The sequence below is a fragment of the Ottowia sp. genome, from assembly GCF_035325765.1.
Classification (GTDB): Bacteria; Pseudomonadota; Gammaproteobacteria; order Burkholderiales; family Burkholderiaceae_C; genus Ottowia.
In genome coordinates this window covers 1-15,397 of sequence record NZ_DAOKZG010000060.1, presented here as the reverse complement: position 1 = coordinate 15,397, position 15,397 = coordinate 1, and the positions used below count along the sequence as shown (strand labels likewise).

12 protein-coding genes are annotated in these 15,397 nt (G+C 69.9%); 2 read left to right on the top strand and 10 right to left on the bottom strand.

Annotated features, from left to right (window positions below):
* The first annotated feature begins 80 nt into the window (after positions 1–80).
* A complete protein-coding gene (locus tag PKA16_RS14305) occupies positions 81–809 on the top strand; it encodes a hypothetical protein (RefSeq protein ID WP_324404204.1) in 729 nt (242 codons plus the stop codon).
* 187 nt (positions 810–996) lie between these two features.
* On the opposite strand, the gene PKA16_RS14300 is transcribed toward PKA16_RS14305, so the two are convergent.
* The 5 genes from PKA16_RS14300 to PKA16_RS14280 form a co-directional block, all read right to left on the bottom strand.
* A complete protein-coding gene (locus PKA16_RS14300) occupies positions 997–2,205 on the bottom strand; it encodes an ABC transporter permease (RefSeq protein WP_324404203.1) in 1,209 nt (402 codons plus the stop codon).
* The gene (locus PKA16_RS14295) at positions 2,205–2,948 is read right to left on the bottom strand and encodes an ABC transporter ATP-binding protein (protein ID WP_324404202.1); all 744 of its coding nucleotides are present in this window, start codon (positions 2,946–2,948) and stop codon (positions 2,205–2,207) included. The genes PKA16_RS14300 and PKA16_RS14295 overlap by 1 nt, the downstream gene beginning before the upstream one ends.
* A gap of 5 nt (positions 2,949–2,953) precedes the next feature.
* On the bottom strand, positions 2,954–4,288 hold the full coding sequence (locus PKA16_RS14290; RefSeq protein WP_324404201.1) for an efflux RND transporter periplasmic adaptor subunit: 1,335 nt from the start codon (positions 4,286–4,288) through the stop codon (positions 2,954–2,956).
* 7 nt (positions 4,289–4,295) lie between these two features.
* Positions 4,296–5,756: an efflux transporter outer membrane subunit gene (locus PKA16_RS14285; RefSeq protein ID WP_324404200.1), complete on the bottom strand. Its 1,461-nt coding sequence runs from the start codon at positions 5,754–5,756 to the stop codon at positions 4,296–4,298.
* Positions 5,757–5,856: 100 nt separating this feature from the next.
* Complete coding sequence (locus tag PKA16_RS14280) at positions 5,857–7,350, bottom strand: AMP nucleosidase (RefSeq protein ID WP_324404199.1); 1,494 nt, start codon at positions 7,348–7,350, stop codon at positions 5,857–5,859.
* 138 nt (positions 7,351–7,488) lie between these two features.
* On the opposite strand from PKA16_RS14280, the gene PKA16_RS14275 reads away from it, so the two are divergent.
* On the top strand, positions 7,489–7,908 hold the full coding sequence (locus PKA16_RS14275) for a YbaN family protein (protein WP_324404198.1): 420 nt from the start codon (positions 7,489–7,491) through the stop codon (positions 7,906–7,908).
* 43 nt (positions 7,909–7,951) lie between these two features.
* Here PKA16_RS14275 and ggt read toward each other — a convergent pair whose 3' ends face one another.
* The 5 genes from ggt to PKA16_RS14250 all read right to left on the bottom strand — a co-directional run.
* Positions 7,952–9,733, bottom strand: a complete 1,782-nt coding sequence (gene ggt / locus PKA16_RS14270; protein ID WP_324404205.1) for a gamma-glutamyltransferase — start codon at positions 9,731–9,733, stop codon at positions 7,952–7,954.
* 465 nt (positions 9,734–10,198) lie between these two features.
* Positions 10,199–11,959, bottom strand: a complete 1,761-nt coding sequence (locus tag PKA16_RS14265) for an AMP-binding protein (RefSeq protein ID WP_324404197.1) — start codon at positions 11,957–11,959, stop codon at positions 10,199–10,201.
* 123 nt (positions 11,960–12,082) lie between these two features.
* Complete coding sequence (locus PKA16_RS14260; RefSeq protein WP_324404196.1) at positions 12,083–13,486, bottom strand: amidase; 1,404 nt, start codon at positions 13,484–13,486, stop codon at positions 12,083–12,085.
* Positions 13,479–13,664 (bottom strand): hypothetical protein, encoded by a 186-nt coding sequence (locus tag PKA16_RS14255; protein ID WP_324404195.1) that lies wholly within the window; start codon positions 13,662–13,664, stop codon positions 13,479–13,481. Before PKA16_RS14255 ends, PKA16_RS14260 begins: the two co-directional genes overlap by 8 nt.
* A 147-nt stretch (positions 13,665–13,811) precedes the next feature.
* Positions 13,812–15,397, bottom strand: a 1,586-nt coding sequence (locus PKA16_RS14250; protein ID WP_324404194.1) for a methylmalonyl-CoA mutase family protein, incomplete at its 5' end; no start/stop codon positions are given.

Genomic DNA, 15,397 nt, shown 5'->3' with positions numbered 1-15,397 from the left:
ATGGTGCGACTGTCTCACGCAACAGGCGTGGTGTCGAGGTTATGCAGAGTTTCCCAAGCAGAAATCCAGGAGGGGGCGCCATGGGACGAATCGGCAAATGGGTCGCGCCGCCGACACTGGCGGCAGTGCTGTGGTTCGGGCTCGGGGCGTGCTCGGACGGCACGATCTCACCGGAAGAAGGGCCGGCACAGCAGGAGGACGTGGTCTGCAACGGCCAGGTCGTTCCCAAGCCTGGCCAGCTCGGCCAGGCGGCTGCGGGTGACCCTTTGACTTACCGCTCGCTTGATGGTCAAGTCTTTGTGAGGGTCGACAAGCACCAGATCACCACCACGGTTCGCTGCACGAACACGGTGCAGGTCTGGGGCGATCCGCACGAGAATCTGAACGGCAAACACATCAAGGACTGGCTCGACCCGGGACTGCGCCGCACCTTCCTGCTGCCCGGCGACCTGAAGATCACGATGTCCGCCGATGGGCCCCACCGTGTCGTACACACCACCAGCATCTACGAAGGTGGCCAGTGCTTCGAGATCGATAACAACACGAACACGCTGCGTCATCGCTGCGCGGATGCGGCCGAGGCGGCGCAGCGCGAAGCCGATGAAACCGATGGCGAGACCGCCGAGATCACGGTCGACATCGAGACTGACGTAATGTCGTTCACCAACGTCTACGACGAACAGCCGGGCGCGGACGGAGAGCCGCCCGTGAAGGTTAACGAGGAGGTGCCACTGGGGACCACCGGTGGCTTCGCAGAACCGAAGAAGGTGATCGACCTGTTCGACGATCCTCGCCTAGCGAGCACCTGACCCGAGTCGATGGAGTGGCGCGCCAGAGTGGGAGGTGGACGGCCCGCCCGGAACGGCAACCCACTCAGCATGAACGGGGTCAGCGCGGGCCGATTATGATCCTGCACCATTCTCTTGGGATTGCGCCAAGATCGCCCAATAGCATCCCGTGCAACTGGTTTCCGCTCGCCAGCGTATGCCAGCGCGCTTACTCGTGCCGCAGCGCCTCGATCGGGTCCATGCGCGCCGCCCGTCGCGCCGGGAAGTAGCCGAACAGCACCCCGATGCCGGCGGAGAAGACGAAGGACAGCAGGTTGATGCCGGGCTGGAACACATAGGGCACCTGCATCAGCTGCGCCAGCAGCACGGACGCGGCGCTGGCCAGCACGACGCCGATCAGGCCGCCCAGGCTGGACAGCACCACGGCCTCGATCAGGAACTGCAGCAGCACCTCGCGCTCCAGCGCGCCGATGGCCAGGCGCAGGCCGATCTCGCGCGTGCGCTCGGTCACGCTGACCAGCATGATGTTCATCACGCCGATGCCGCCCACCAGCAGGCTGACGGCGGCCACCGCGCCGAGCAGCATGGTCATCACCTGCGTCGTGCCCGACAGGGTGTCGGCCAGCTGCCGGGTGTCGAGCACGTTGAAGTTGTCGTCGTCGCTGCGCGCCAGCTTGCGCATTTCGCGCAGCAGCTCGGCCAGGCTCGACTTGACGCGCGCGGTGTCGCTGGCCGGGTCCATCGACACCAGCAGTGTGTTGACGTTGGTGTTGCCGGTGATGCGCCGCTGCAGCGTCTTGATCGGCATCAGCACCACCTCGTCCTGGTCGTTGCCGAACGAGCCCTGGCCCCTGCTCTTGAACAGGCCGACCACCTGGCATGGCACCTTCCCCACGCGCAGCGCCTGGCCGATCGGGTCGGCGCCGCCGTAGAGCTGGCGCTGGATGGTGGTGCCGATGATGCACACGGCGGCGCCGGCGCGCAGCTCGCTGTCGCTGAAGGCGCGCCCGGCCGCCAGCTCCCAGTTGCCGGTCTGCAGCCAGGCGTTGGTCGAACCGACCACGCTGCTGCTCCAGTTCTGGCCGCCGGCCACCAGGGTGGCGGCGGCGCGCGCCTCGGGCGCGACGGCGACGATGCCGGACAGCTGGGTAGCGATCAGCTCGGCATCGCTGTCCTTGAACGCCGGCGCCGTGGCACCGCCGCCGCCCGGGCCCATGCGCTGGCCGGGCCGGATCATCAGCAGGTTGGTGCCCAGGCCGGCGATCTGGGTCTGCACCGCCTCGGTGGCGCCGCGGCCCAGCGTCACCATGGTGATCACCGCCGAGACGCCGATCACGATGCCCAGCACGGTGAGGAAGGAGCGCAGCAGGTTGCGCTGGATCGAGCGCAGGGCCAGCAGCAGGGTGTTCCACAGCATCAGGATGGCTCCGTGGCCGGCGCGGCGAGATGGCTGCCGGGCCGCGTCGGGTTGGCGTTGCGCTCGTCGCTGGCGACCACGCCGTCGACGAAGCGCACGATGCGGTGCGCGTAGGCCGCCATCTCGGGCTCGTGCGTCACCATCAGCACGGTGATGCCCTGCTGGTTCAGGCCGGCCAGGAAGGCCATGATCTCGTGGCTGCGCTGGCTGTCGAGGTTGCCCGTCGGCTCGTCGGCCAGCAGCACCGCCGGCTCGGTGACGATGGCGCGCGCGATCGCCACGCGCTGCTGCTGGCCGCCCGACAGCTCGGCCGGGGTGTGGTGCTCCCAGCCCTTCAGGCCGACGGCCTCCAGCGCGCGCGCGGCGGCGGCGTGGCGCGCGGCGGCCGACTCGCCGCGATACAGCAGCGGCAGCTCGACGTTCTCCTGCGCGCTGGTGCGCGCCAGCAGGTTGAAGCCCTGGAACACGAAGCCGAAATGGCGTCGCCGCAGGCGCGCGCGGTCGTCGCGCGACAGCGCCTCGACGCGCACGCCCATGAATTCGTAGCGCCCGCCGCTGGGCCGGTCCAGGCAGCCCAGCACGTTCAGTGCGGTCGACTTGCCGGAGCCGCTCGGGCCCATGATGGCGACGAACTCGCCACGCCGGATGTCCAGGTCGACGCCGCGCAGCGCATGGAAGGCGGCGCTGCCTTCGCCATACACCTTGGTGATGCCGCGCAGGCGGATGAAGGGCGGCTCGCCCATGGTGCTCAGCGCGCCTTCTGGTCGATGATGACCGGCAGGCCCGGGGCGAGTTGTGCGCCGACGACCTCGGTGCGGCGCCCGTCGCTGATGCCGATCTGCACCGTGACTGGCACCGGCTGCCCGTCCTGCAGCAGCCAGAGCTGGCGTTCGCCCTCGGGTTCGGCCGCGTCCGTGGTGCGCGGGCGCTGTGTTGCGCTGCGCGGCGGCCGCGGCAGCATGCGCGACACCAGGCCGCCGCCGCCGGCCTGGGGGCCGGACATTTCGGCCGGCGCGCTGGCGGGGACGAAGCGCAGCGCGGTGTTGGGCACCAGCAGCACGTCCTTGCGTTCGGTGGCGGTGATGGTGGCGGTCGCCGTCATGCCCGGGCGCAGGCTGAGGTCGGCGTTGTCGACGCTCAGGTCGGTGGCGTAGGTAACGACGTTGTTGGTGATGGTCGAGCCGAAGGACACGCGCTCGACCCGCGCCGGGTAGTGGCGCGTCGGGTAGGCGCTGACGGTGAAGCTGGCGGCCTGGCCTGCCCGCACCGCGCCGACGTCGGCCTCGTCGACGCTGGCCTCCAGCGTCAGCTGGCGCAGGTCCTCGCCCAGGGTGAACAGCGTGACCGCCTGCAGCATGGCGGCGACGGCGTTGCCCGGATCGACCGAGCGCGCCAGCACCACGCCGTCGATGGGCGAGCGGATCGAGGCCTTGGACAGGTTGGTCTCCTCGGTGGCCAGGGTGGCGCGCGCCTGCGCCACCTGGGCGCGCGCGCTGTCGGAGCTGGCCACGGCACGCGCCAGCGCGGCGCGCGCCGTGTCGAGCTCGGTGGCCGAGGGCACGCGCCGCTGCGACAGGCGCGCCACCTCCTCGAAGCGCTGCAGGCTGGCGCGTGCCTCGCGCGCCGTGGCCTCGTTTTGCGCCAGCTGCGCCTGCGCGGCGGTGAGCGCGGCGCGCGCATGGTTGGCCGCGTCCTGGAACTTGGCGCGGTCCAGTTCCACCAGCACCTGGCCCTTGCTGACCGTGTCGTTGACGTCGACCAGCACGCGGCTGACGGTGCCCGACAGCTCGCTGCCCACCGCCACCGAGCGGGTCGGATTGAGCGTGCCGTTGGCAGTGACGGTGAGCGTGATGTCGCCGCGCTCGACCGGCGCCGTCACATAGATGGGCGCGGCGCGCTCGGCCTGCCGCCCTTGCCACCACCACAGGCCGGCACCAGCGCCGGCCAGCAACGCCAGGCCGATCCAGAGCACGGGCCGGCGCCACCAGGGACGCGCGCGGTCGTCGCCCAGCAGGTCGCCGAGGCCGGCGGCGGGTGCGGGCGGCGTGGGGGCCGGGGTGGGCGAGGGCGTCGGTTCAGGCATGGTGATGTCAGCGCGCGGCCGGAGCGTTCGGGACGGTGTCGGGGGATGCGGCGGCAACGGGCGGTGCGACCGGGTCGGCCGCTTCCGGCGACCAGCCGCCGCCCAGCGCCTTGTACAGGCTCACGTGGTCGGTGGCCAGGCTGGCGCGCACGCTGGCGGCGCTGTCCTGTGCCGACAGCAGGGTGCGCTGCGTCTGCAGCACGGTGTTGAAGTCCACCAGGCCGGCCTGGTACTGCTGGCGCGCCAGCGTGTCGGCATCGGCAGCGGCCCGGGCGGCGGCGCCCAGGCTGCGGTCGCGCGCGCGGTCGCCCTGCAGTGCCACCAGGGCATCCTCGACTTCCTGCAGCGCCGTCAGCACGCTGGCGCGGTAGGCGGCGTGCGCCTGCTCCAGCGCCGCCTGTTGCGCGCGGACGTTGCCGGCGATGGCGCCGCCGTCGAACAACGGCGCCGACAGGCTGGCCATGATCGAGCGCAGCACGCTGCCGCCACTGGTGAGCGAGCCGAGCGTGAGCGCCTGCAGGCCTAGCGAGCCGCCGAGCTGGAGCGCTGGGTAGCGCGCCGCGTCGGCCTGTGCCACGCGTGCCCAGGCCGCCTGCACCTGGGCCTCGGCCCGGCGCACGTCGGGGCGCTGGCGCAGCGTGTCGGCCGGAAAGGCCAGTACCAGGTCGTCCGGCGGCAGCGGCACCGGGGCCGCGCCCAGCTCAACCAGCTCGCCCGGCGCGCGGCCGCTGAGCACCGTCAGCCGGTGGCGCGCCTGCGCCAGCGTGGTCTGCAACTGCGGCACGCTGGCCCGCGTCTGCTCGGCCGCGGCGATGGCCTGCGCCACGTCCAGCGACGAGACCAGGCCGGCCTGGTTGCGCCAGCGCGCGATCTGCAGCGTGTCGTCCTGCGCGGCGAGGTTGTCCTCGGCAATCGCCAGGCGCGCCTGGGCGTTGCGCAGGTCGATGTAGGCCAGCGCCACTTCGGCCGCCAGCACCACCTGCGCATTGCCCAGCGCCAGCTGCGCGGCGCGCGCGTCGGCCTCGGCCGCGCGCACGCCGGCGCGCGTGCCGTCCCACAGGTCCGGCTCCCAGCTCGCCGTCAGGCCCAGGCTGAAGCTGTTGATGCCGCCCTGCGCTTGCGTGTGCGTGCGCTGGGCGCCGGCGTTGCCGCCCAGGCTGGGCGCCAGACCGGCAGCAGCCACCTCGACCAGGGCGCGCGACTGGCGCAGCGCCGCCAGCGCCGACTGCAGCGTGGGGCTGTGGCGCAGCGCGTCCTCGACCAGCGCGCCCAGCGCAGGATCGTCGAAGCGCTGCCACCAGCCGGCCAGCTGCGTGGGCGCCTGCGCCGCGTCGGCGGCGCCCTCGGCCCATTGCGTGGGCACGGCGGCGGCGGCCTCGGGCGCGGGCAGGCGGCTGGCGCAGCCGGCCAGCGCCAGGCACAGCAGCAGCGCGGTCGGTGTGGCGCGAAGGGGCAGCGTGCGTCTCATGCCAGGGCGCAGTATGCCGGCGTGTCGTTGCGCCCTGGAGAACCAGGTGTGAAGCTGCGGTCAAGCGGCGCGTCGGGCCGCGCCGGCGACGGGGCCTGTCTCACTGGAACGCCACTTCGGCAAAGCTGCGCAGCTTGCGGCTGTGCAGCCGGTCCAGGCCGTCCTGGCGCAGGCGCTCGATGGCGCGGATGCCGATCGCCAGGTGCTGGCTGACGCGCTCGCGGTAGAAGTGGTTGGCCATGCCGGGCAGCTTGATCTCGCCGTGCAGCGGCTTGTCGGACACGCACAGCAGGGTGCCGTAGGGCACGCGAAAGCGAAAGCCGTTGGCGGCGATGGTGGCGCTTTCCATGTCCAGCGCCACCGCGCGCGACTGCGAGAAGCGCTGCTGCGGCGCGCCGCCGCCCAGCAGTTCCCAGTTGCGGTTGTCGGTGGTCGCCACGGTGCCGGTGCGCATCACGCGCTTGAGCTCGGCGCCCTGCAGCCGCGTCACGTCGGCCACCGCCTCCTGCAGTGCGATCTGCACCTCGGCCAGCGCCGGCACCGGGATCCACAGCGGCAGGTCGTCGTCCAGCACGTGGTCGGCGCGCACGTAGCCGTGCGCCAGCACGTAGTCGCCCAGCTGCTGGCGGTTGCGCAGGCCGGCGCAGTGGCCGATCATGATCCAGGCGTGCGGGCGCAGCACGGCGATGTGGTCGGTGATGTTCTTGGCGTTGCTGGGTCCCACGCCGATGTTCACCAGCGTGATGCCGCTGCGGTCCTCGCGCATCAGGTGGTAGGCTGGCATCTGCGGCATGCGCTCGGGCGCCGCGCCGCGCTCGTCGCCTGGCTCGGGCGCGCAGCCGCGGCGGCGCGTCACCACATTGCCCGGCTGCACGAAGGTGGTGTAGGGACTGGCCGGGTTCTGCATCTCGGCCTCGCCCAGGGCGATGAATTCATCGATGTAGAACTGGTAGTTGGTGAACAGCACGAAGTTCTGGAACCAGTCGGGCGAGGTGCCGGTGTAGTGGCGCAGGCGCTGCAGCGAGTAGTCGACGCGCGGCGCGGTGAACAGCGCCAGCGGCGCCGTCTCGCCCGGTCGCGCGACGTGCGTGCCGTTGGCGATGCGGTCGTCCATCGCCATCAGGTCCGGCAGGTCGAACACCTCGGGCAGCAGGGCCCGTTGCCAGGGCGCCAGGCCGCCGTCGAAATACTCGTCGTCGCCGAAGCTGAAGGGCAGGGGGATCGGCTGGCTGCTCACCCCCACGACCAGCGGCGCATCATGGTTCGCCAGCAGCAGGCGGAACTGCTCCAGGTAGTAGGGGCCGTAGAGGTCGGGCCGTGCCAGTGTGGTTTCGTAGCGCCCTGCATGGGTGACGAAGCCGTAGGCCAGGCGCGTGTCGGGGTGGTGGCTTTGCGTCGTCGCCAGGCGCACGAACGGGTAGCAGGCGCGCACGCGCGGCAGCGGCTGGGCGGGCGGTTCGCGCAGCGCGATGAAGGCCTGCAGGCGCTCGCCCAGGTGGGCCACGCCGGCGGCGTGGATCTGCTGCACGCGCGCCAGCGCGGCCTCGGCGTCGGTGAAGGCCGTGGGGGCGACGAAGGGGGGTTGCTCGATCATGGCGTGATTGTCCACGGGCGCCGCAGGGCCTGTGGCGGCTGCGGTGGCGTGCCATCGCAAGCTATCATCCCAAGTGTCGTGTCACTCTGAAATCAATAGCTGCATGCGCTTGCCTGTCATGCAAAAACCCCGGGCCTGATGACCGAATCCGAGTCGCCCCGCGGCCCTGAGCCCGAGCGCCTGCAGCGTCGCCGTCACATCGCCGTGTTGCTGTGGCGCGCGCTGGCGCTGCTCAGCCTGGCGCTGGGCGTGCTGGGTGCGGTGCTGCCGGTGTTGCCGACCACGCCCTTCCTGCTGGTGTCGGCCTGGGCCGCCAGCAAGGGCTGGCCGGCGTTCGAGCGCTGGCTGCTGGCGCATCCCAGGCTGGGTCCGCCGGTGCACCGCTGGCGCGACCATGGCGCCGTGCCGCGGCGCGCCAAGTGGGCTGCCAGCATCATGATGGTGGGCAGTGCCGTGGTCTTGCAGTGGTTCGGTGGCATCGCGCTGTGGGTGCGCATCGCCGTGCCGGTGATGATGGCCTGCGTGGCCGTGTGGCTGTGGCTGCGACCTGACGCCTGATGCAAAAACCCGGCCCTGGGGCCGGGTTTTTGATCGGCGCTGCTCAATAGCCCAGCGTTCTGCCGTCCGGGTTGCGCGGGTCGGACCAGCCCCAGAGCTGGCCTTCGTGCACCTGGATGGTCTGGGTGCGGCCCATCGAGGGCTTGATGGCGACGTTCTGCCCCTTGGCGCGCAGCAGGTTCAGGGTGTCGGGCGAGAAGCCCTTTTCCACGCGCAGTTCGTCAGGCGTCCACTGGTGGTGGAAGCGCAGCGCCGACGCCGCCTCGGCCGGGTTCATGCCGTAGTCGATGGCGTTGCTGACCTGCTGCAGCACGGTGGTGATGATGCGCGGCCCGCCCGGGCTGCCGGTGACCAGGAAGGGCTTGCCGTCCTTCAGCACGAAGGTCGGCGTCATCGACGACAGCGGGCGCTTGCCGGCCTGCACCGCGTTGGCGTCGCCGCCGATCACGCCATAGGCATTGGGCACGCCGGGCTTGGCCGAGAAGTCGTCCATCTCGTTGTTCAGCACGATGCCGGTGCCGGGCGCGACGATGGCGCTGCCGAAGTTGGTGTTCAGCGTGTAGGTGACGGCGACGATGTTGCCGGCGCGGTCGATCACCGAGTAGTGCGTGGTCTGGTCGCTCTCGTAGGGCTGCGGCTGGCCGGCGCGGATGTCCTTGGCGCTGCGCGCCCGGTCGGGGTTGATCTGCGCCGCCAGCACGTCGGCGTATTTCTTGGAGGTGAGGCCCTTTTGCGGCACCTTGACGAAGCCCGGGTCGCCCAGGTATTCGGCGCGGTCGGCGTAGGCCAGCTTCATGGCCTCGGTCATGTGGTGCACGGTCTGGGCGCTGTTGTGGCCCCAGCTGTTCAGCGGCCAGTGCTCCATCATGTTCAGGATCTGCACCAGGTGGATGCCGCCCGAGGACGGCGGCGGCATGGTGACGATCTCGTAGCCACGGTAGCTGCCGCGCACCGGCTCGCGCTCGACCACCTTGTAGTCGGCCAGGTCCTTGAGCGTCATCGGGTTGCCGTTCTTCGCCATGTCGGCGGCGATGCGCTTGCCGATCTCGCCGCCGTAGAAGGCCCTGGCGCCGTCGCGCGCGATCAGGCGCAGCGAGTGGGCCAGGTCCTTCTGCACCAGCCTGTCGCCGGCCTTCAGCGGCGCGCCGTTCTTCCAGAAGATGGCTTTGGTGGCGGGCCACTGGCCCATGTTCTTTTTCTCCTGCTCCAGCACCTTGGCCAGCGTCTCGCTGACTGGATAGCCTTTCTCGGCCAGCGCGATGGAGGGCTGGATCACGCGCGCCAGCGGCAGCGTGCCCCATTTCTTCAGCGCGTGCGCCATGCCGGCCACGGTGCCGGGCACGCCGATGGCGTAGTGGGTGTAGAGCGACTTGCCGTCGACCACATTGCCCTTGTCGTCCAGATACATGTCGCGGCTGGCCGCTGCCGGCGCCACTTCGCGGAAGTCGAGCGCCGTGCTCTGGCCGGTCTTGGCGTCATAGACCATCATGAAGCCGCCGCCGCCGATGTTGCCGGCGTTCGGCAGGGCCACGGCCAGCGCGAAGCCGATGGCCACGGCCGCGTCCACCGCATTGCCGCCCTTCTTCAGCACGTCGAGGCCGATCCGGGAGGCCAGCTCCTGCTCGGTCGCCACCATGCCCTGGCGTGCCACCACCGGGTGGAACACGTCCATGTCGAAGTCGTAGGCCGCAGCCGCCGCCTGCGCCGCCGCAGTCTGCGTGCCGGGGGCCGCGGCTGCGTTGACGACCGGAGCCGGGGCCTGGGACGAGGGCGCACCGAGGGTGCCGCAGGCCGTGAGCACGGCCAGCGCCAGGCTGGCCAGCATGAGTCTGGAGTGGGTCACGGGGCGCTCCTCCTTCCTGGTTGGAGCGACCATGGTAGCCGCGCGGTCCGTGTTCGCGCACGGCGGAAGCGTAACGATTCTTGTCCGCGGCCTCGCGATCACCCACCTGCCTCGGTTCGCCAGGGGGACTGCCCCTTCCGCCCCTGAGGGAAGGCCGGGAGGGGGCCGCGCCATGCGCTTGTGCCCGGCCGCACGACGCAGCAGCACGGGCCCCTTACCCCGACCTTCCCCCAGTGGGGGAGGGAGCCAGCGAGGTCCGCTGAATATTCTGACCAGCCAACTCAGTTTTTCATGGTGCATCGCACCACCCGCGGCGCATGAAACGCCACGGCTCCAAAGGCCGCGGAGCAGGCCAAGCGGGGGCACCCGTGGCCGGGGTCTCCCTGGACACTGGGTGCGTCCCCCTTCAAGGGGGAAGGAGCGCAGCGACATAGGGGGTGTTTCGTCCTAACCCTTGAGGTCGGGGAAATCTTCTTCGAAGAACTCCAGCGTCTCCTTGACCCCTTGCTCGCGCCGGTTGTTCTCGGTCTGGCGCAGCTCGACGCGGCGGATCTTGCCCGAGATGGTCTTGGGCAGCTCGTCGACGAACTCGATGCGCCGGATGCGCTTGTAGGGCGCCAGCGCCTGCCGCGCGAAGGCCAGGATGTCGAGCGCGGTCTCGGCATTGGCCGTGTATTGCTGGCCCAGGATCACGTAGGCCTTGGGCACGGCCAGGCGCACCGGGTCCGGGCTCGGGATGACGGCGGCCTCGACCACCGCCGCGTGCTCGATCAGCACGCTTTCCAGCTCGAACGGGCTGATGCGGTAGTCGGAGGCCTTGAACACGTCGTCGGCGCGGCCGACGTAGGTGTAGTAGCCATCGGCGTCGCGCTGCGCCACGTCGCCGGTGCGGTAGTAACCGCCGTGCATCACGTCGGCGGTGCGCTCCGGGCTGTCGGCGTAGCCGGCCATCAGGCCCAGCGGCCGGCCGGTGCCGGGCAGGCCGCCGGGCGCCTCGCCCGCCAGGTCGTCCAGCTTCAGGCAGATCTCGCCCTCATCGGCTTCCTGTTCGTCGGCGTTCAGCAAGGCGATGTGATAGCCGGGCAGGGCCAGGCCCATCGAGCCGGGCTTGACCGCCAGGCCCGGCGCGTTGCCGATGATGGCGGTGGTCTCGGTCTGGCCGTAGCCGTCGCGCAGGGTCAGGCCCCAGCTCTTCTTCACCTGCTCGATGATTTCCGGGTTCAGCGGCTCGCCGGCACCGATCACCTCGCGCAGCGCCAGCTGGTCGCGCCAGGCCGGCAGGTCTTCCAGGATCAGCATGCGCCACACCGTGGGCGGGGCGCACAGGGTGTTCACCTGGCAGCGCGCCATGGTCTGCAGCAGCGCCGGCGCAGAAAAGCGCGCCACGTTGTGAATGAAGATGCAGGCGCCGGCGTTCCAGGGCGCGAAGAAGCAGCTCCAGGCGTGCTTGGCCCAGCCCGGCGAGGAGATGTTCATGTGGATGTCGCCCGGCTTCAGGCCGATCCAGAACATGGTCGACAGGTGGCCCACCGGGTAGCTCTGGTGCGTGTGCATCACCAGCTTGGGCTTGGAAGTGGTGCCCGAGGTGAAGTAGAGCAGCAGCGGATCGGTGGCCTGTGTCGGGCCGTCGGGGGTGAAGCCGGCGTCGCCACCCTGGCTGTCCTGGAAATCGATCCAGCCGGTCGGCGTGGCACCGACGCAGATGCGGGTGTAGTTGCCCGGCACTTCGGCGAACTTGGCCACGTGCGCCTCGCCCGCGATCACGTGACGCACGTCGCCGCGCTCGATGCGGTCGCGCAGGTCGTCCGGCGTCAGCAGGGCCGAGGCCGGGATCACCACGGCGCCGAGCTTGAAGGCCGCCAGCAGCGCCTCCCACAGCGGCACCTCGTTGCCCAGCATCACCAGCATGCGGTCGCCGCGCTTGACGCCCAGGCCGCGCAGCCAGTTGGCGACCTGGTTCGAGCGCGCCGCCATTTGCGCGTAGCTGACCCGGTCCTCGCCCGCGCCCTCATTGACGATCCACAGCGCGGGTGCGTCGCCGCGCTCGCGCGCCACGCGATCGAAGTGGTCCAGCGCCCAGTTGAAGTGCGTCAGCCGCGGCCAGCGGAAGCTGGTGCCCAGGCTGGCCTGCTCCTCGCGGTGTCCCAGCAGGTGGTCGCGGGCGGCGCGGAAGGCTGCTGCTGATTGGGCGTGGGTGTCGGTGCTCATGGTCTGTTCTCCGGGATTGTGGTCAGGTGGCTGTCTTCGCCGGTCGCCCGGGCTCGCGCCAGCGGGCCGTCGGGATCGCCCGGACCTGCTGCCCGCTCCTGCAGGCAGCAGGCCGCGCGGCCTTCAGAGTGCAGGCTTCTTCCCATCCATCGGCTGGGTCTGCTCCAGCGCATGCGCCACGCCCAGGACCTGCGATTCACCGAATGCCGGTCCCATGATCTGCAGGCCCACCGGCAGGCCGCTGGCCAGGCCGCAGGGCAGGCTGAGCGCAGGCAGGCCGGTCAGGTTGCCGGGCCCGGTGAAGCGGATCACGTGGTCCAGGAACGGCAGCTCGCTGCCGTTGATGCTGACCGTGTCGGCGCCGATGGCGGGTGGCAGGAACGGGATGGTCGGCGAGACCAGCACGTCGACCTCGCGGAAGGCGGCCGCGAAATCGGCGTCCAGCTGGCGCCGGATCTGCTGCGCCCGGAGGTAGTCGCCCGATGAGAGCAGCTCGCCCAGCTCCACCAGGAAGCGCACGTCGTCGCCGAAGTCCTGTGGGCGCCGGACCAGGTTGTCGTGATGGATGGCGTTGGCCTCGGCGACGATGGTGATGAGTTCGGCGTATTCCGAGAACTGCAGCGCCGGGATCTCCACCTCCTGCACCGTCGCGCCCAGCTCCTGCAGGCGCCGCACGGCTGCGCGTACCGCCTGTTCCACCGGGCGGTCGACGTTGTTGAAGAAGTAGCGCTCGTTGACGCCAATGCGCACGCCCTTGAGTTGCGTCATCAGCCCGGCCGCGTAGTCCTGCGGCTTCGAGCGCGCCGAGGTCGGGTCCGTCGGGTCATGGCCGGCGATGCAGTTCATCATGAGGGCTGCGTCGTGCACGCTCTTGACGATCGGGCCCACGTGGTCCAGCGACCAGCCCAGCGGGAAGACGTTCGCCTTGCTCACCAGGCCGTGCGTCGGCTTGAGTCCGACCACGCCGCAGAACGAGGACGGGATGCGGATCGAGCCGCCGGTGTCGGTGCCCAGCGAGCCGATCGTCATGTCGGCTGCCACGGCCGCGCCCGACCCGCCGCTGGAGCCGCCCGGGATCCGCGTCAGGTCCCAGGGGTTGTGGCAGGCGCCGAAGTGGGGGTTGTTGGTGGTCGCGCCCCAGGCGTATTCGTGCAGGTTCAGCTTGCCGGTGAGCACGGCGCCGGCCTGCGCCAGCTTGCGGTAGACGGTGGCGCTTTGCGTGGGCACGAAATCCTGGTGGATCTTCGCGCCCATGGTGGTGGTTTCGCCGGCAATGTAGATGTTGTCCTTCAGCGCCAGCGGAATGCCGTGCAGCGGGCCGCGGTAGAGGCCGTTCATGATCTCGCGCTCGGCGCTGCGTGCCTCGGCACGCGCCTGCTCGTCGCGCCGGCTGATGTAGGCGTTGATGCGGCCTTCGCAGGCGTCGGTGCGCGCGATCACGGCCTCCACGATTTCCACCGGGGAGACCTTGCGCTCGCGCAGCAACTGGCCGAGTTCGGCGATGGTCAGGCGGGCCAGCTCAGTCATGGCTCGGCTCCTCCAGCGCGTGGATGAGGCCGATGTCGCTGTCGGGCGGCGGCGCCCCATCCAGCGCGGCCCGCATCTGATCGATCCCGCCCATCAGGGCTTCCAGCATCACGAGGTGCTCGTCCGACACCTGGATGTTGCGGCCATTCAGCAGCTGGCGAATGGTTTCCTGGTTCATGGCTTGTCTCCTTGGCCCGGGCCTGCGGTCGCTGCGCGACCGGGTCCGAATCCCGTTTCCTGCGAACCTTGTTGTTGCTGTTCTTGTCGCTTGGCTCCCTGTTCAGGACGCTGGCACGCCGAAGCCGGGACCGGTCCCGGCGCGGACTCACATGCTGCGGCGGTACTGGCCTCCGACCTCGAACAGCGCACTCGTGATCTGCCCCAGCGAGCACACGCGCACCGCATCCATCAGCACCTCGAACACGTTCTGGTTGTCGATCACTGCCTGCTGCAGGCGCTCCAGCATGGCCGGGGCCTCGGCCGCGTGGCGCGCGTGGAAGTCGGCCAGGCGCGTCAGCTGGCTCTGCTTCTCCTCCTCGGTCGAGCGCGCCAGCTCGATGTGCTCGGGCACCGGATCGCCGTGCGGGTTGCGGAAGGTGTTGACGCCGATGATGGGGTATTCGCCCGAGTTCTTCAGCATCTCGTAGTAGAGGCTCTCTTCCTGGATCTTGCCGCGCTGGTAGCCGGTTTCCATCGCGCCCAGCACGCCGCCGCGCTCGCTGATGCGCTCGAACTCGGACAGCACCGCCTCTTCCACCAGCTCGGTCAGTTCCTCGATGATGAAGGCGCCCTGGTTCGGGTTCTCGTTCTTGGCCAGGCCCCACTCGCGGTTGATGATGAGCTGGATCGCCATGGCGCGGCGCACGCTTTCCTCGGTCGGCGTGGTGATGGCCTCGTCGTAGGCGTTGGTGTGCAGGCTGTTGCAGTTGTCGTAGATGGCGATCAGCGCCTGCAGCGTGGTGCGGATGTCGTTGAAGGCGATCTCCTGCGCGTGCAGGCTGCGGCCCGAGGTCTGGATGTGGTACTTGAGCTTCTGGCTGCGCTCGTTGGCGCCGTACTTGTCCTTCATCGCGACGGCCCAGATGCGGCGCGCGACGCGCCCCATCACCGTGTATTCCGGGTCCATGCCGTTGCTGAAGAAGAACGACAGGTTGGGCGCGAAGTCGTCGATGTGCATGCCGCGCGCGAGATACGCCTCCACCAGCGTGAAGCCGTTGGACAGCGTGAAGGCGAGCTGGCTGATCGGGTTGGCGCCGGCCTCGGCGATGTGGTAGCCACTGATCGACACCGAGTAGAAGTTGCGCACGTTGTGGTGCACGAAGTACTGGGCGATATCCCCCATCACCTTGAGCGAGAACTCGGTCGAGAAGATGCAGGTGTTCTGGCCCTGGTCCTCCTTCAGGATGTCGGCCTGCACCGTGCCGCGCACGTTGGCCAGCACCCATTCGCGGATCTTGGCGGTCTCGGTGTCGGTCGGCTCGCGGCCGTTGTCAAGCTTGAACTTGGCCAGGTTCTGGTCGATGGCGGCGTTCATGAACATCGCCAGGATGGTCGGCGCCGGGCCGTTGATGGTCATCGACACCGAGGTCGTCGGGCTGCACAGGTCGAAGCCGTCGTACAGCACCTTGATGTCGTCCAGCGTGGCGATCGATACGCCGGAGTTGCCGACCTTGCCGTAGATGTCGGGTCGCGGGTCCGGGTTGGCGCCGTACAGCGTCACCGAGTCGAAGGCGGTCGAGAGGCGCTTGGCCGGCATGCCCTCGCTCACCAGCTTGAAGCGGCGATTGGTGCGGAAGGCGTCGCCCTCGCCGGCGAACATGCGCGTGGGGTCCTCGCCCTCGCGCTTGAAGGCGAAGGTGCCGGCGGTGTAGGGGTAGCTGCCCGGCACGTTGTCCAGCATCAGCCACTTGA